Annotated in this window: 13 protein-coding genes and 2 tRNA genes; 3 read left to right on the top strand and 12 right to left on the bottom strand. The window is 66.1% G+C overall.

What is annotated here, in order from left to right; all coding sequences use genetic code 11:
* Window positions 1–102: 102 nt before the first annotated feature.
* The 8 genes from ABFK29_RS15095 to ABFK29_RS15060 form a co-directional block, all read right to left on the bottom strand.
* A tRNA-Gly gene (locus ABFK29_RS15095) sits at window positions 103–177 on the bottom strand.
* 61 nt (window positions 178–238) lie between these two features.
* A tRNA-Gly gene (locus ABFK29_RS15090) sits at window positions 239–313 on the bottom strand.
* 133 nt (window positions 314–446) lie between these two features.
* Window positions 447–1,343: a helix-turn-helix transcriptional regulator gene (locus ABFK29_RS15085; protein ID WP_005856280.1), complete on the bottom strand. Its 897-nt coding sequence runs from the start codon at window positions 1,341–1,343 to the stop codon at window positions 447–449.
* 72 nt (window positions 1,344–1,415) lie between these two features.
* Window positions 1,416–1,811, bottom strand: a complete 396-nt coding sequence (locus ABFK29_RS15080) for a VOC family protein (RefSeq protein WP_005856278.1) — start codon at window positions 1,809–1,811, stop codon at window positions 1,416–1,418.
* Entirely contained in the window at window positions 1,811–2,206 is a 396-nt protein-coding gene (locus ABFK29_RS15075) for a rhodanese-like domain-containing protein (RefSeq protein ID WP_005856276.1), read from the bottom strand. The genes ABFK29_RS15080 and ABFK29_RS15075 overlap by 1 nt, the downstream gene beginning before the upstream one ends.
* Before the next feature lie 147 nt (window positions 2,207–2,353).
* Window positions 2,354–2,872, bottom strand: coding sequence for a YegJ family protein (locus ABFK29_RS15070; protein ID WP_005856275.1), 519 nt, complete (start codon window positions 2,870–2,872; stop codon window positions 2,354–2,356).
* Between the two features lie 138 nt (window positions 2,873–3,010).
* Window positions 3,011–5,494, bottom strand: coding sequence for an ATP-dependent helicase (locus ABFK29_RS15065; RefSeq protein WP_005856273.1), 2,484 nt, complete (start codon window positions 5,492–5,494; stop codon window positions 3,011–3,013).
* Between the two features lie 71 nt (window positions 5,495–5,565).
* On the bottom strand, window positions 5,566–6,606 hold the full coding sequence (locus ABFK29_RS15060) for a hypothetical protein (protein WP_005856271.1): 1,041 nt from the start codon (window positions 6,604–6,606) through the stop codon (window positions 5,566–5,568).
* 126 nt (window positions 6,607–6,732) lie between these two features.
* Between ABFK29_RS15060 and ABFK29_RS15055 the strand changes: the two genes are divergently transcribed.
* Window positions 6,733–7,893 carry an alpha-hydroxy acid oxidase gene (locus ABFK29_RS15055; RefSeq protein ID WP_050772365.1) on the top strand — a complete coding sequence of 387 codons (1,161 nt, stop codon included), beginning with the start codon at window positions 6,733–6,735 and terminating at the stop codon, window positions 7,891–7,893.
* Here the strand turns inward: ABFK29_RS15055 and ABFK29_RS15050 are convergent.
* Window positions 7,865–8,341 (bottom strand): hypothetical protein, encoded by a 477-nt coding sequence (locus ABFK29_RS15050; protein WP_040604187.1) that lies wholly within the window; start codon window positions 8,339–8,341, stop codon window positions 7,865–7,867. The genes ABFK29_RS15055 and ABFK29_RS15050 overlap by 29 nt on opposite strands.
* A gap of 197 nt (window positions 8,342–8,538) precedes the next feature.
* On the opposite strand from ABFK29_RS15050, the gene ABFK29_RS15045 reads away from it, so the two are divergent.
* On the top strand, window positions 8,539–11,982 hold the full coding sequence (locus tag ABFK29_RS15045) for a pyruvate carboxylase (RefSeq protein ID WP_005856266.1): 3,444 nt from the start codon (window positions 8,539–8,541) through the stop codon (window positions 11,980–11,982).
* A gap of 76 nt (window positions 11,983–12,058) precedes the next feature.
* Here the strand turns inward: ABFK29_RS15045 and ABFK29_RS15040 are convergent, their stop codons facing one another.
* Entirely contained in the window at window positions 12,059–13,009 is a 951-nt protein-coding gene (locus tag ABFK29_RS15040; protein ID WP_005856264.1) for a methyltransferase, read from the bottom strand.
* 178 nt (window positions 13,010–13,187) lie between these two features.
* A complete protein-coding gene (locus tag ABFK29_RS15035) occupies window positions 13,188–13,664 on the bottom strand; it encodes an Lrp/AsnC family transcriptional regulator (RefSeq protein ID WP_005856263.1) in 477 nt (158 codons plus the stop codon).
* 128 nt (window positions 13,665–13,792) lie between these two features.
* Here ABFK29_RS15035 and hppD point away from each other — a divergent pair, with 128 nt between their 5' ends.
* Window positions 13,793–14,887: a 4-hydroxyphenylpyruvate dioxygenase gene (gene hppD / locus ABFK29_RS15030; protein WP_005856262.1), complete on the top strand. Its 1,095-nt coding sequence runs from the start codon at window positions 13,793–13,795 to the stop codon at window positions 14,885–14,887.
* Between the two features lie 102 nt (window positions 14,888–14,989).
* Here the strand turns inward: hppD and ABFK29_RS15025 are convergent, their stop codons facing one another.
* On the bottom strand, window positions 14,990–15,964 hold the full coding sequence (locus ABFK29_RS15025; RefSeq protein WP_040604186.1) for a calcium/sodium antiporter: 975 nt from the start codon (window positions 15,962–15,964) through the stop codon (window positions 14,990–14,992).
* Window positions 15,965–15,998 lie beyond the last annotated feature (34 nt).

The following is a 15,998-nucleotide window of genomic DNA, read 5'->3' as shown; positions in this document are numbered from 1 at the left end:
GCCTTATAGGCGGGCAGGGGACGCGCGGAAAGAGGGCGCACGCGGAAAGCGCGGCGGGTGTCGCCGTTGCGTTGCGTGCTGCGGTGCTTAAAGATCGACGACTGGAGCGGGCGAGGCGATTCGAACGCCCGACCCTAACCTTGGCAAGGTTATGCTCTACCCCTGAGCTACGCCCGCGAACCAGTCTGTCATCTGGACCCCGACGTGCGCCATGGCGCTGATCCGGTGTCCGGCCACTTGGAGCGGGCGAGGCGATTCGAACGCCCGACCCTAACCTTGGCAAGGTTATGCTCTACCCCTGAGCTACGCCCGCGTGCCAAATGGTAGGGGGGCGTTTAAGGCTTCCGCGGGAGGGGCGCAAGCGGAAAAATCGGGGCCTGCCGAAAATTGTGAAGGGGGCGGCGCGAAGCCCCGCCCTACGCCAGGTCGCGCCCGGGCGGTGCAGGTCATTCCGCCGCTTCGGGGGCGCATTGGCGGGGCGGGAACGCCTTTGTTCCGGTCGGGCCGTCGCCGGTGCAGACGAAGACGGTCAGGTCGTCGCCATGCGCCTTGAGCAGGGGATCGGGAACCAGACCGATGCGGGCGGCGAGCCCCGCGAGGTCGGCCCGGTTCTGCGCGCCGGTCTTGGCCTGTACCGACGCGAGCCTTTGGCGGACCGCCGAAAACGATACCCCCAGCTTGTGCGCGATCTGCTTGTCCATCATCCCGTGGCCGATGAGGCACAGAAGCTCTTTCTGCTTTGCGGTCAGTTGGTTGCGCTCGATGAATTCAGTCTTGAAAAGCTCCGCGTAGCGCGCGTGCCCGGCCAGCGCGGCGGTGTGCAGGGTCCAGCCGTGCCGGGCCAGCAGCGCATCGAAGGCCTCTGCGCTGTGGTCGCCGCCGAAGGTGATAAGCGCGGCGTGACCCGGGTCTCCCATGCGCAACGGAAAGGCGACCCCGGCGTTCAGACCATGTTCCGCCGCCAAAAGAACGTGGCGCCGCTTGTCAGCGGAAATCTCGCCCATCGACGGAAGGTAGGCGGCGCCGATCTTCAGCGGCGTCAGATAGCGGCAACCATGAGTCCGGAAGTCCGAGGTATCGCGGATGTGGGGATAGGCGCGCACACGGTCGAGCCAGTCCGAGGTGAAGGTCGTTCGGATGAATTGCGCCTGCTCCCAGTTTCGGAAGTCGGCGGAGTAGACGTACTCGACGACATTCAGGTCCAGCCCGTGGGCAAGATCGAGAAACAGCTCCCAGACCGCGTCAGTGGTGCGGGTCGCTTCGAGCCTCAACAGAAAGTCCAGGAGCCGGGCGGGTACGAATGTCTCCGTCGCCGCAACGGCCATGCCATCAAAGTGTTCCATTCCGGTATTGTCGCGCGGGACGGAGCACGTGGGCAGTCAGGTTTTCCCTCACCTGACAGAATTGACAGGTGGTCAGGCTGCGGGCGGCGTCGGCTCGATCAGGTCCCAGCGGTTGCCCCAGGGGTCGCGGAAAACGGCGACGGTGCCATAGGGTTCGTGGCGCGGCGCTTCTTCGAAGACCACGCCCTTCGCGGTGAAGGCCTTGTGATCCCGGGCGAAATCGTCGGTGCGCAGGAACAGCCAGACGCGCCCGCCGCCCTGCTGGCCGATGGCGTCGCGCTGGTCGCCCACCGCCCGGGCGAGCAGGATCTCGGTCGTGTGGCCCGGACGCCCGACCCGGACCCAGCGTTTGCCGCCGCCCATGTCGGTGTCTTCCTTCAGCTCGAACCCGAGGACGTCACGAAAAAAGGCAATGCCCGCGTCGTATTCCGGCACGAGGACGGCGAAGGCAGCCAGTGTCAGCCCCATCAGCTGTCGGTCTCTACCGGCCCGCCCTGCTTCACCCAGTCGGAGAAGCCGTCGCGCAGGTGCGCGGCGTCGAATCCCATGTCCAGCAAGGTCGCGACGGTCAGCGCGGAACGCAGGCCGTGGGCACAGTGGAAGATGTACTGCTTGCCCTCCTGCGCGAAGACCGGCTTGTGATATGGGCTTTCGGGATCGACCCAGAATTCGATCATGCCGCGCGGCGCGTGTACGGCGCCGGGGATATGGCCCAGTTTTTGGCGTTCCCGGATATCGCGGATATCGACGAAGACGACGTCGGGATCCTTGTGCATCTCGATCGCCTCGGCCGTGCCGATTTCAGGGATTCTATCGCGGGCGGCGGCGACCATGCGGGCCGCTGTTACGGTGAGTTTCTCCATGGTGTCGCAAGCTGTCCGTTTATAAGCGCTGCGGTCAAGGTAGAAGCTGGCGCTGCAGAAGGCGAGGCCGTAAATCTGGCGCGAGATGCCTTGGCCTCGGGCGTTTCCTGCAGGAAACACCGTGAATCTTGCAGGAAACCCCTTTGCCTAGCGCCAGGCTTCGGGGATGGGATCGGGGGAGAGAAGGTCACCGACCTGTTCCGCCTCACTGCGTGACAAGTGCGGAAGCATCACGCGGGTGGTGTAGTGCCCATACATCCGCCCGTCAGTCGACAACACCGACCAATCGGCGATCTGGTCGCGTTCGAAGCTGACGGTGTCGCCCAGCGACAGGCCGGGAAGGTAGGCGGGATCGTTGGCCAGCTTGCCGGTAAATCTGCCGTCTTCGGACAGGGCGACGTGTTCGACCCATATGACTTCGTCATCGACGTCGAAGTGATCCACCGGCAGCCGCGCCTTGAGGTTCAGCGCCGGGTGCAGCCCGCCGTCGTCAGTTGTCAGCCGGGCCAGCACGAAATCGAGATGGCTGCGCGCCTCTTCGATGGCGGCGGACATCTCCGCGTCTTCGGGCGAGAAGTTGACCACCGGATCCTGCGCGGCCAAGGGGCCGGACGAGAGGCATAGGGCCAGCGCGGCGGCGATCCGGAGCGGTGTCTTGCAGAGCACGGGACTTCCCTGAACGTAAGCGATGACAACGGGATAGCACGCTGCGCGACGCTTGCGAACAGGCGGCGCGCGGGGTGCGCGGATTTCGGCCCCCGGGCGCCCCGGGTCTGTGCGGCAACGCTGCGGATTGGCGTCAGGTCAGAACGGAACGTCGTCGGCGGCGCAGAGAAAACGGGCCACGACCTTCTTCGTCCCGGCCTTCTCGAACGCGATTTCGAGCTTGTCGCCCTCGATCCCGTCGACAGTGCCGTAGCCGAACTTCTGGTGGAACACGCGTTCGCCGATGGTGAAGGCCGAAACCGCCTGCATGTCGATCACCTGGGTCTTCGATTCTCGCGGCTGGCTGATCGGGCGGTCGCCCGACCGCGCCTGCAGCCGTTTCCAGCCGGGCGAATTGTAGACATTCGCCTCTGACGCGCGGGTTTCCAGCGTCGAGGAAGTGTCGCCGAAGCCGCCTTGCGCCGCGCCGAAACCGCCCCCGCCGTAAAGGCCCGGCGGCGTCAGGACTTCCACGTGCTCTTCGGGGAGTTCGTCGACAAAGCGCGAAGGCATCTGCGACTGCCACTGGCCAAAGACACGACGGTTGCCCGCGAAGCTGATGGTGCAGCACTCCTCGGCCCGGGTGATGCCGACGTAGGCGAGCCGCCGCTCTTCCTCCAGCCCCTTCACGCCGCTTTCGTCCATGGAGCGTTGCGAGGGGAAGAGGCCGTCCTCCCAGCCCGGCAGGAAGACGGCGGGGAACTCCAGCCCCTTGGCGGCGTGCAGCGTCATGATCGAGACCTTGGCGCCGGATTCGTCGGTATCGTTGTCCATGACAAGGCTGACGTGTTCGAGGAAACCTTGCAGGTTCTCGAAGCTTTCCAGCGCCTTGACCAGTTCTTTGAGGTTCTCCAGCCGGCCGCCAGCCTCTGCATCCTTCAATTTTCGCTGTTCATTTGGATCATCCGGATCTTTTTTCGGTAGGTAGTAGCTGTCGATGTAGCCAGACTCTTCCAAGATCTCTTGGGCGAGTTCGATGTGCGATATCTCCGGCTTTCCATATTCAATCCGAAAAATTTGCTCGGCCTCGCCCGCAGCAGCCATCTTGCCCACTTCTTCAGTAATCTCCCGGACAGGGCCGCGCATCTTTTGGCCCCAGCGCGCGAGGTCGGTAACCAGTTGGCCGAGCGCCTTTGCACCCTTTCCCTTGATCGCACCCTGTTCGATGGCCAGCGCGGCGCCGTCCACAAGGGGTACGCCGTTCTCGCGCGCGATGCGCTGGATGGTCTGCTGCGCCTTGTCGCCAAGGCCGCGCTTCGGCGTGTTCACGATCCGCTCGAACGCGAGGTCGTCCGTGGGCGAAATCACCAGCCGGAAGTAGGCCATGGCATCGCGGATCTCCATCCGTTCGTAGAAGCGCGGGCCGCCGATGACGCGGTAGGGCAGGCCTATGGTCAGGAAGCGGTCCTCGAAGGCGCGCATCTGGTGTGAGGCGCGGACAAGGATCGCCATCTCGTCGAGGCTGAACGGCCGCATCCGGCGCGTGCCGTTCTGCATCGATTCGATTTCCTCGCCGACCCAGCGGGCCTCCTCCTCGCCGTCCCAGTGACCGATCAGGCGGACCTTCCAGCCCTCTTCCCGATCGGTCCAGAGCTCTTTGCCGAGCCGGTTCGAATTGCCCCGGATCACGCCGGAGGCGGCGGCGAGGATATGCGGGGTGGAGCGGTAGTTCTGTTCCAGGCGCACCACGTGCGCGCCGGGAAAGTCCTTTTCGAACCGCAGGATGTTGCCCACCTCTGCGCCGCGCCAGCCGTAGATCGACTGGTCGTCGTCGCCCACGCAGCAGATGTTCTTGTGCGCCGACGCGAGGAGACGCAGCCAGAGGTACTGCGCGACGTTGGTGTCCTGGTATTCGTCCACGAGGATGTAGCGGAACCAGCGCTGGTATTGTTCCAGCACGTCCGGGTGGGTCTGGAAGATCGTCACCATATGCAGGAGCAGGTCGCCGAAGTCGGTGGCGTTCAGCTCCTTCAGGCGGTCCTGGTATTCCGCGTAGAGGCGCGGTCCCTTGTGGTTGTAGGCACCGGCGTCCGCGGCGGGCACCTTGTCGGGTGTCAGCGCGCGGTTCTTCCAGCCGTCGATGATGTTGGCAAGCTGGCGTGCGGGCCAGCGCTTGTCGTCGATGCCATGCGCCTGCACCAGTTGCTTGAGCAGCCGCAGCTGGTCGTCGGTGTCGAGGATGGTGAAGTTGGACTTCAGGCCGACGAGTTCGGCGTGGCGGCGCAGCAGCTTCACGCAGATCGAGTGGAAGGTGCCCATCCAGGGCATCCCCTCCACCACCTGGCCCAGCACCTTGCCGACGCGGGTCTTCATCTCGCGCGCGGCCTTGTTGGTGAAGGTCACGCTGAGGATCTCGTTCGGGCGGGCGCGGCCGGTGTTCAGAAGGTGCACCACCCGGGCGGTCAGCGCCTTGGTCTTGCCGGTGCCGGCGCCGGCCAGCATCAGGACCGGCCCGTCGAGATGTTCGACCGCCTCCCTCTGGGCCGGGTTCAGCTCGTCCAGATAGGGGTTCGGGCGCGCGGCCATCGCGCGGGCGGAAAGCGAAGACGCCTCGAAAGCGTCGAATTCGTCGTAGCTGCTCATTGCCCCAATCTAACGCCGGGGCGCCGGAAGGGGAAGGTGTGTTCGCCTTGTGTTCCGCGTGTTTTCTTTGTTCAGGCGGACATCAGCGCGCCGGAGGTCACGCCGAGCCTGCGCCGCGAAGTCTGGAAGACGGGGCGCGGTGTCTCTTCGGGCGCCGCTACGGGGGCCTGTGCAGGGGCATGTGCGGGGGCGGGCGTGGGGGCAGTTTGCGGCCGCAGCGGCTGAACGGCGGCGGCTGCGGTCTGGGCCCGCAGTGGCTGGATCGAGGCAAGCGCAGGCTGGGCCGCAGGTTTCGGGGCCTGTTCCTGAGGGGCTTTGTCGGCGGCGGCGGTGCGGGTCTGTGCCTCGGCGGCGCGTTGGGCCGCCAGCGCGGGATGCATGCGAATCGCGGGATACTCATTGGGCTTGAGCGCGGGGCCGACGGGGGGCGCGGTCCTTTGGAGGTCTTCAGATGGGGCTGCGGACCGCTGCGCGGATAGGGCATCGGGCCGCGGCGGCGCACTGAGGGTGGTCCGCATGGCGGCGGTCTGCTGCTTCAGGTGTGCCTCGCGCGCGGCGACCGATGGGTCATGACGGGCCTCTTGCACGGCGTGCGGCATGTCGTGCTGCGTGGTTGCGGCGGGCTGCGGCGGGACGGCGGCCTGGGGCGTCGCGACCGGAGACCTGGCGGCCTCTGCCCGGTGGCGGGCGTTCTGGTCGGCGGCGGCGCGGACCTCTGCGGCGGCCTTCTGCGCGACCTCCGAACACCGCGCGCGACCGGCAAGCGAGGCGCGGGCCATGCGGGCCACCAGCCCGGCCTCCGACACGCCTTCGAGCACGCAGTGCAGCGATGCGAAGCGGTCGGACCAGCGGTCGGTGGCGGCAGAGACGGCGTCCGACAGGAAAAGCGTGACCAGCCGGGGATTGCGCCGCTCTGCCAGTGTCACGATCTCAGGCAGGTAGGCGCCCGCCGTGTCCAGATCGACCAGCAGCACGTCGGCCACGGCCCGGCGCAGGCAGCACTCGGCGACAGAGAGGCTGCCGGAGCCGGTCACGTGGATGCCCGCTTCCAGAAACGCGATCTGGAGGCGGTCCAGGCGGGGGATGTCACTGTCCAACAGCATCGCGTGCATGGTCTACTCCGGGGTTCGGGAACGCTTGGCGGAGAGCCTCGGCTATCGCGCTTAAAAAAAACTGAACATTTTCGGAGAATGCGGCGGGGTCTGGCGGACGCGCGGATTTCGGGCGAGACATGGGACATGGAACCGCAGCAGAGATACATGACCGTCGCCGACCTGAGAGAGCGGGCCAGGCGACGCGTGCCACGTTTTGCCTGGGCTTACCTCGACACGGCGACCGGGACGGGCGCGACCCCCCGGCGCAACCGTGCGGCGCTGGACCGGATCGGCTTTGTGCCGTCGATCCTTGACGGAGAGGTGACGCCGGACCTGGCCACGGAATTGCTGGGCGTGCCGCATCCGCTGCCTTTCGGGGTGGCGCCGGTCGGGCAGTCGGGCCTGTTGTGGCCGGACGCGGAGGCGATGCTGGCCCGGGGGGCGGCGCAGGCCGGTCTGCCCTACACGCTGTCGACGGTGGCGACGGCCACGCCCGAAGAGGTGGGGCCGCTGACCGGGGGGCAGGGCTGGTTCCAGCTTTACCCGCCCCGCGCTGTCGACGTGCGCCTCGACATGCTGGCGCGCGCGCAGGACAGCGGGTTCCGCGTGCTGGTGCTGACCGTCGACGTTCCGGTGGCGTCGCGGCGGGAGGCGCAGGTGAAAGGCGGGCTGGTGCAGCCGCCGCGTCTGACGCCCCGGATCGCCGCGCAATGCGTCCTGAGACCGGCCTGGTCGCTGGCCCGGATGCGGGCGGGAATGCCGCGGATGAAGACGCTCGACCGGTACACGACCGACCTTTCCACCCGCGATCCGACGGCGCATGTGGGCTACCTGCTGCGCACCGCGCCGGACTGGGATTACGTGACCTGGATCCGGGACCACTGGGACGGGCCGCTGGTGGTCAAGGGGGTGATGCGCGCCTCCGATGCGGCGCGGCTTGAGGCGGCGGGCGTCGATGCCATCTGGGTGTCGAACCACGGCGGGCGCCAGTTCGACGCGGCCCCCGCCGTGGCCGAGGTGCTGCCGGAGGTGCGCGCCGCCACGACGCTGCCGGTGATCGCCGACAGCGGCTTCGATTCGGGGCTGGACATGCTGCGGGGCATCGCGCTTGGCGCGGATTTCATCATGATGGGGCGCGCTTGGCACTACGCGGTCTGCGCGCTTGGCGAAGATGGCCCGGCGCACCTGACCGAGATGCTGCGCCGCGACCTTGTGGCAGCCATCGGCCAGCTTGGCGTGGCGCGGCCCACGGACCTGCGTGGCCGGACGGAGACCCTCAGCGATCTGCCAGGAACGGGCTGGTGAAGGCCCAACTCTCGGCCGAGACACGGACGACGATGTGCGACACCTGCCAGTCGTCGCTGCACCGGGTCAGCCGCAGGTTGGTCCGCATGGGAGGGGCCGGAAAGAAGTCGTCGATCTTGCGTGCCGTGATGACAACGCCGTCGATGCGCTTTTCGGAAATCGCCTCTGCCTTGGTGACGACGCGGAGGGTGCGGTCGATGCCGCGGGCGTGGTCGTCGTCGGCCTGTGCCAGCATCGCGGTTTCGAGGTCCTCGACGGAACGAAGCACGATCGTCCGGTCAAGAGTCTCGATTGTGCAGGGCTTCCATGCCTTTCGGGACAGGGTGAGACAGCCGAGGGTCCTGATCTCCCGGTCGAGCTGATCGAGGTGTTGGCTGATCATCCAGTCGGGGCGCGCCATGAGGCTTTGCGCAAGCGCGCCCGCAGGCCGCTCGGATCTGTCGAACATGTTGGGCTCCTTGACCCGGGTCATTCCGCAACCGAATAATTTGTCGGCGTTAATGACGGATTAAGCCGGAGCGTTTGCAAATCTGGCCTTGCCAAAAAATTAATTTGCAAACCCCTCTTGCGCCGCGGTGCGGCAAGGCGTCAAGGTAATAATGTTGCGCAAACTGACAACAATCATGCGCGAGAGGACCAACACACATGCCCGATTTCGAGAAAATTCTCGTCGCCAACCGTGGTGAAATCGCGATCCGCATCATGCGGGCGGCGAACGAGATGGGTAAGAAGACCGTCGCGGTCTTTGCCGAAGAGGACAAGCTGGGCCTTCACCGCTTCAAGGCGGACGAGGCCTATCGAATCGGAGTAGGGCTTGGCCCGGTGCAGGCCTATCTCGCGATCGATGAGATCATTCGCGTCGCCAAGGAAAGCGGCGCGGATGCGATCCACCCGGGCTATGGCCTCCTGTCGGAGAACCCGGATTTCGTCGACGCCTGCGACGCGGCGGGGATCACCTTCATCGGGCCGCGGGCAGAGACCATGCGCGCGCTTGGCGACAAGGCCTCGGCCCGGCGGGTCGCCATCGAGGCGGGCGTCCCGGTGATCCCGGCAACCGATGTGCTGGGCAACGATTTCGACGCCATTGCCAAGGAGGCCGAGGAGATCGGCTATCCGCTTATGCTGAAGGCGTCCTGGGGGGGCGGCGGGCGCGGCATGCGCCCCATCGAAGGTCCGAAGGAGTTGAAGGACAAGGTGCTGGAAGGCCGGCGCGAGGCCGAGGCGGCCTTTGGCAACGGCGAGGGTTATCTTGAAAAGATGATCATCCGCGCCCGTCACGTCGAGGTACAGATCCTTGGCGACAAGCAGGGCAACATCTACCACCTTTATGAACGCGACTGTTCGGTCCAGCGCCGGAACCAGAAGGTCGTCGAACGCGCACCCGCACCGTACCTCAGCGAGGCGCAGCGCGAGGAGATCTGCGAGCTGGGCCGCAAGATTTGCGCCCATGTGAACTACGAATGCGCGGGCACGGTCGAATTCCTTATGGATATGGACACCGGCGCTTTCTACTTCATCGAGGTGAACCCGCGCGTGCAGGTGGAACACACCGTCACCGAGGAAGTCACCGGCATCGACATCGTGCAGGCGCAGATCCTCATCGCTGAGGGCAAGTCGCTGTCCGAGGCCACCGGCAAGGCCAGCCAGTACGACGTGCGTCTGACCGGCCACGCGTTGCAGACCCGGATCACCACGGAGGATCCGACCAACAACTTCATCCCCGACTACGGCCGCATCACCGCCTATCGCTCGGCCACGGGCATGGGCATCCGTCTGGACGGCGGCACGGCCTACGCGGGCGGGGTCATCACGCGCTTCTACGATTCGCTGCTTGTGAAGGTGACGGCCAAGGCGCCGACGCCCGAGAAAGCGATCAAGCGGATGGACCGCGCCCTGCGCGAATTCCGCATCCGGGGCGTGACCACGAACATCGAGTTCGTCATCAACTTGCTGAAGCACCCAACGTTCCTGAACAACCAGTACACCACGAAGTTCATCGACACGACGCCGGAGCTGTTCGACTTCCAGAAGCGCCGCGACCGGGGCACCAAGGTGCTGACCTACATCGCCGACATCACGGTGAACGGTCATCCGGAGGTGCAGGGCCGCGCCATGCCGCATCCGGACCTGAAGCCCGCAAAGCCGCCGATGCTGCGCGCCGACGCGCCCGCGCCGGGGACCAAGACGCTGCTGGAGGAGAAGGGGCCGAAGGCGGTCGCCGACTGGATGCTTGAGCAGAAGCAGCTTCTGATCACCGACACGACGATGCGCGACGGCCACCAGTCGCTTCTGGCCACGCGGATGCGGTCGATCGACATGATCGGCGCGGCGCCCGCCTATGCTCACAACCTGCCGCAGCTCTTCTCGATGGAGTGCTGGGGCGGGGCAACCTTCGACGTGGCCTATCGCTTCCTGCAGGAATGCCCCTGGCAACGCCTGCGGGACCTGCGTGCCCGGATGCCCAACCTGCTGACGCAGATGCTGCTGCGCGGCGCGAACGGGGTGGGCTACACCAACTATCCCGACAACGTCGTCCAGTTCTTCGTGAAGCAGGCGGCAGAGACAGGCGTCGACGTCTTCCGCGTGTTCGATTCGCTCAACTGGGTGGAGAACATGCGCGTCGCGATGGATGCAGTTCTGGAGAGCGGCAAGATCCTCGAAGGCACGGTCTGCTACACCGGCGACATGCTGGACCCGGACCGGTCCAAGTACGACCTGAAGTACTATGTCTCCATGGCCAAGGAGCTGCGGGACGCGGGCGCCCACGTGCTGGGCCTGAAGGACATGGCGGGCCTGCTGAAGGCCAATGCCGCCTACACGCTGGTGAAGACGCTGAAGGAAGAGGTCGGCCTGCCGGTCCACTTCCACACGCACGACACCTCGGGCGCGGCGATTGCCACGATCATGGAGGCCTCGCGTGCCGGCGTGGACTGTGTCGATGCCGCGATGGACGCGCTGTCGGGCAACACATCGCAGCCGACGCTGGGCTCGGTGGTCGAAGCGTTGCGCTTCACCGAGCGGGACACCGGCCTCGACATGGGGGCGATCCGCGCGATCTCCAACTACTGGGAGGCGGTGCGCGGCCAGTATGCGGCGTTCGAATCCGGGATGCAGGCCCCGGCCTCGGAGGTCTACCTCCACGAGATGCCGGGCGGTCAGTTCACCAACCTGAAGGCGCAGGCGCGGTCGCTGGGTCTGGAAGAGCGCTGGCACGAGGTCGCCCAGACCTATGCCGACGTGAACCAGATGTTCGGCGACATCGTGAAGGTGACGCCGTCCTCGAAGGTTGTGGGGGACATGGCGCTGATGATGGTCAGCCAGGGTCTGACGCGTGCCGAGGTGGAAGACCCGAAGACCGACCTCAGCTTCCCGGATTCGGTCATCGACATGATGAAGGGCAACCTCGGGCAGCCGCCGGGCGGCTGGCCGAAGAAGATCCAGAAGAAGATCCTGAAAGACGAGAAACCCTTTACCGAGCGGCCCGGCCTGAAGGCGGCGCCGGTCGACATCTCCGAGAAGCGTGCCGAGCTGGAAAAGACCATCGAAGGCGTGGAGTTCGACGACGAGGACCTGAACGGCTACCTGATGTATCCCAAGGTCTTCACCGACTACGCCGCGCGGCACGAAACCTACGGCCCGGTGCGGGTGCTGCCGACGCGGACCTTCTTCTACGGCATGGAGCCGGGCGAAGAGATCACCGCCGAGATCGACCCCGGCAAGACGCTGGAGATCCGGTTGCAGGCGGTGGGCGGCACGCAGGACGATGGCGAGGTGCGGGTGTTCTTCGAGTTGAACGGCCAGCCGCGCGCGATCCGCGTACCCGACCGCAAGGCCAAGGCGGCAAGCGGCGCGCGGCCGAAGGCGGAGGTCGGCAACCCGAACCACATCGGCGCGCCGATGCCGGGGGTGGTGTCCTCCATCGTTGTGAAGCCGGGCGACAAGGTCAAAACCGGCGACCTGCTGCTGACCATCGAGGCGATGAAGATGGAATCGGGCATGCACGCCGAACGGGACGGCACGGTGAAAGCGGTGCATGTCGCCGCTGGCGGCCAGATCGACGCCAAGGACCTGCTGGTCGAGATGGAGTGAAACCGGCCCTTCGGGGGGCGGAAAGGCAGGGCGCGGGGGGTCACCCTCGCGCCGTTTTGCTTTGCCTTCGTGGCGGTCAGTCGGCGGTGGCCAGTTCCGAACCGTCGGTGGCACGGTCCATGGGCATCCCGCGACGTGCGGCGACGGTCAAGCCGCGCACAGCTTCTCCGCGATCCTCGCGCAGGACGACCTCTGCCAGGTAGGCGACGGTCAGGCCCGCATCGGCCAGCAGCGTCTCGACATAGTCGCGCGAATGGGCGAAACGCCGGGTTTCCCGCAGCAGGACGGGCGCGTCGCCAAGTTCCACGGTGAACGAGAAAAGCCCGCCGGGCCGCAGCGCGTCGACCGCCCAGGCCACCGGCTGTTCGAGTGCACCGAGGTAGTTGAAGACATCCGCCGCGACGATCAGGTCGTAACGGCCCGGGCGCCGGTCCAACGTGGCGATGTTCTGCTTTTCGAGGAGGTCGTAAACGCCTTTCGCCTCCGCCTCGTGAAGCATGTGCTGCGACAGATCCAGCCCGTCCAGGCGTGTCACATGCGGCCGCAGCAGTTCGCCCATCAGGCCTGTGCCGCATCCGAGGTCGAGCGCGTGGTCCGCGCGGCCTAGCCCGGCGGTCTTCAGCGCGGCCAGAATCTCTTCCGGCCCGCGATAGACGAGGCGGTCGCGCAGCGCGCGTTCGAAGCGCGGCGCGTATTGGTCGAAGAGCAGTTCGACGAAGGCGGGCGGCAGGGTTTCGGTGACCGGCACCTCCCGCGCGAGGTCGCGGTTGATGCCCGCACCCAGCGGGTCCTTCGGGTCTGCCTCGACCGCGCGGGTCCAGGCGTCGGCGGCGGCGGGGATGTCGCCCGCGGCCTTCAGGTACTCGCCCAGCCGAAACCAGCCGGCGGCCCAGTCCGGGGCCAGCTCAAGCGCCTGTTCGAGGATGCAGATGGCAGCGGGCAGGTCGCCCAGGTGCGCCATGTTTTCGGCAAAGCCCGCACGGCTGTCGACCGCGGGCACGCCGGAGGAGAAGAGAGCTCCGGTCATTCCTTGTCACTTCATAGGGCCCGCTTGTTTCCCGTCTCCCTTGTCGGGGGCGGGCACGCGGCGGGCGGCACGAGTCTCACGGATCGGGTCCGTGCGTGGCGGCGATTATTGCCGGTGCGCGTTTCCGTCAATGGGGTCCGTCACTTGGGTGCCGGGCGGTGACGGAAGGTTCCATCCGTCAGCCGATGGGCAGGGGGGCGTCCGCCTTGGGTTGGTCCATGACGATCTGGCTGTGCACCCGCGAGACGACCGGATGGGCGAGCAGGACCTGATGAATCAGCGTGTTCAGCGCGGGCAGGTCGGAGCAATAGACCCGCAGGAGGTAGTCGGCCTCGCCGGTCATGGTCCAGGCCGAGGTGATCTCGGCCCGGGTGCGCAGGAGCCGGGCGAAGGCCGCGCCTTCCTCGGCGCCGTGGCGGCCAAGCTGCACTTGAACGAAGGCCTGCACATCGAGGCCCAGCCGCGCAGGGTCGAGCGTGGCGCGGTATCCACGGATCACGCCGGTTTCCTCCAGCCGCTGCCGCCGACGCCCTGCCTGGCTGGCCGAGAGGTTCAGCGCCTCGCCCAGTTCCTGTGCGGTGGCCTGTCCGCGAGTCTGGAGACGCTCCAGAAGGGCGACGTCGGTCTGATCGAGGTCGGCGCGGCTTTCGTGCATGTTTCCTCCGGTTCGTGCGAATCTTGCGCGTGGATCGTTCCCTGAGGGCGAAGAATGCGCGCAAGCCGCGTGCGGGTAAAGGCATACTGGAGGCAGGAAACCAAAACACGCACGAACAGGAGGACACCATGGGACCTTTCCCGCACGACGCACCGCAGTCCACCATCACGGAACAGAACCCGGCCGGGACCGATGGCTTCGAATTCGTGGAATTCGCCCATCCCGACCCGGAAGAGCTGCGCGCGCTGTTCCGCAGGATGGGGTATGAGCACGTCGCAACCCACAAGTCCAAGCAGGTGGAGCTTTGGCAGCAGGGCGACATCACCTACGTGCTGAACGCCGATCCCGACAGCTTTGCCGCGCGTTTCGTTGAAGAGCACGGCCCCTGCGCGCCGTCGATGGCATGGCGCGTGGTCGACGCTCAGAAGGCGTTCGAACATGCGGTCGCCAAAGGGGCGGAGCCGTACGAAGGTGCGGACAAGACCGTCGACTGGCCCGCGATCAAGGGCATTGGCGGGTCGCTGCTGTATTTCACCGACCAGTATTACGACACCTCGCCCTACAACGAGGAGTTCGACTGGATCGCGCAATCGAAGCCGAAGGGCGTGGGGTTCTACTATCTCGACCACCTGACGCACAACGTGTTCCAGGGCAACATGGACACGTGGTTCCGCTTTTATGGCGACCTGTTCAACTTCCGCGAAATCCGGTTCTTCGACATCGAGGGCAAGTACACCGGCCTTTTGAGCCGGGCTTTGACCTCTCCTTGCGGCCGTATCCGCATCCCGATCAACGAGGACCGGGGCGAGACGGGGCAGATCGTGTCCTACCTCAAGAAGTACAAGGGCGAGGGCATCCAGCATATCGCCGTGGGCGCGCGCGACATCTACGACTCGACCGACGCGATTGCCGACAACGGGCTGAAGTTCATGCCGGGACCGCCGGACACCTACTACGATCTGTCCTACGACCGCGTGCAGGGGCACGATGAACCGATGGACCGGATGAAAAAGCACGGCATCCTGATCGACGGCGAAGGCGTCGTCGACGGGGACGAGACGCGTATCCTGCTGCAGATCTTCTCGAAGACGGTGATCGGTCCGATCTTCTTCGAGTTCATCCAGCGCAAGGGCGACGACGGCTTTGGCGAGGGCAACTTCAAGGCGCTCTTCGAGTCGATCGAACGGGAGCAGATCGAGAACGGCGAAATCGCCGCGGAGTGATCTGGCCCGGGCGCGCGCGCGAGGTCGTGCGCGTCGAAGAACAACCAGGGAGGAGAAGGGGGAGGGCGCCGTGCTGCGGCGCCCTTCTTCGCGTCCGCAGGCTCAGGGCCAGAGTATCCAGAGATAGGCGGCATATCCCGCAACCAGCACGACGCCTTCGCGCCGCGCGATCCGGAGGCCGGTGGCCGCGAAGACCACCAGCAGGACGGAGACGCCGACCATGAGCGGCGCGTCGAACGCGGCGATGCCGGACGGCACCTGCGATGGCGCGATCAATGCGGTTGTGCCGCCGATCCCGAGAATGTTGTAGATGTTCGATCCCACCACGTTGCCGAAGGCCACGTCGCCCTGCCGCTTCAGCGCAGCGATCACCGAAGTGACGAGTTCGGGCATCGAGGTGCCCACCGCCACGATGGTCAGGCCGATCACCGTTTCGGACACGCCGAAGCCGCGTGCCAACGCCACCGCACCGTCGACCAGCAACGCTCCGCCCGCCACGACGATGACCAGCCCGGCCAGAGTGATGAGCAGCGGGATGGCGACGGTCCTGGCGGGATGCGGCGCGGCAAGGTCCGGGTCGGCACCGGCCAGTGCGAGGCTCTTGTCGAGCAGCGCTCCGCCCTCGGGTCCACTGCGCTCCTGCCGGATGACGAAGACGAGGTAGAGCACAAGGACCGCCAAAAGCGCCGCTCCGACGATCCGTCCCATGGCCACCAGAAGGGCGAGCGCGGCAAAGACGACCGTCGCCAGCAGCATCGCCATGGCGTCTCGGCGCAGCGCGGAATGCGCCACGATCACCGGACAGATCAGCGCCGAGACGCCCGCGATCAACAGGATATTGGCGATGTTGGATCCGACGATATTGCCATAGGCGATACCGGGCGATCCGCTTAGCCCGGCCTGCACCGAGGTGACGAGTTCCGGCATCGACGTGCCGAACCCCACCAGCGTCAGGCCGATGACAAGCGGTGAAATCCCGAACCTTTCCGCGGCCTGAACGGCGCCGCGCACCAGCAATTCTCCCCCGATCACGAGAAGCGCAAGCCCCGCGATCAAAGGCACCCAGGTATCTAACATGATGATCCTCCCGCCGCATGTCGTGCGGCACGTC

The sequence above is a fragment of the Sagittula stellata E-37 genome, from assembly GCF_039724765.1.
Classification (GTDB): domain Bacteria; phylum Pseudomonadota; class Alphaproteobacteria; order Rhodobacterales; family Rhodobacteraceae; genus Sagittula; species Sagittula stellata.
This window is presented reverse-complemented; position numbering and strand designations above follow the sequence as displayed.

Bases quoted from the DNA above. Each gene is read 5' to 3' on its own strand.
- ABFK29_RS15035 (WP_005856263.1), bottom strand. From the start codon at position 13,664: ATGCACGAAAGCCGCGCCGACCTCGATCAGACCGACGTCGCCCTTCTG.
- ABFK29_RS15050 (WP_040604187.1), bottom strand. From the start codon at position 8,341: ATGTTCGACAGATCCGAGCGGCCTGCGGGCGCGCTTGCGCAAAGCCTC.
- ABFK29_RS15075 (WP_005856276.1), bottom strand. From the start codon at position 2,206: ATGGAGAAACTCACCGTAACAGCGGCCCGCATGGTCGCCGCCGCCCGC.
- ABFK29_RS15040 (WP_005856264.1), bottom strand. From the start codon at position 13,009: ATGACCGGAGCTCTCTTCTCCTCCGGCGTGCCCGCGGTCGACAGCCGT.
- ABFK29_RS15085 (WP_005856280.1), bottom strand. From the start codon at position 1,343: ATGGAACACTTTGATGGCATGGCCGTTGCGGCGACGGAGACATTCGTA.
- ABFK29_RS15045 (WP_005856266.1), top strand. From the start codon at position 8,539: ATGCCCGATTTCGAGAAAATTCTCGTCGCCAACCGTGGTGAAATCGCG.
- ABFK29_RS15065 (WP_005856273.1), bottom strand. From the start codon at position 5,494: ATGAGCAGCTACGACGAATTCGACGCTTTCGAGGCGTCTTCGCTTTCC.
- hppD (WP_005856262.1), top strand. From the start codon at position 13,793: ATGGGACCTTTCCCGCACGACGCACCGCAGTCCACCATCACGGAACAG.
- ABFK29_RS15060 (WP_005856271.1), bottom strand. From the start codon at position 6,606: ATGCACGCGATGCTGTTGGACAGTGACATCCCCCGCCTGGACCGCCTC.
- ABFK29_RS15080 (WP_005856278.1), bottom strand. From the start codon at position 1,811: ATGGGGCTGACACTGGCTGCCTTCGCCGTCCTCGTGCCGGAATACGAC.
- ABFK29_RS15055 (WP_050772365.1), top strand. From the start codon at position 6,733: ATGGAACCGCAGCAGAGATACATGACCGTCGCCGACCTGAGAGAGCGG.
- ABFK29_RS15025 (WP_040604186.1), bottom strand. From the start codon at position 15,964: ATGTTAGATACCTGGGTGCCTTTGATCGCGGGGCTTGCGCTTCTCGTG.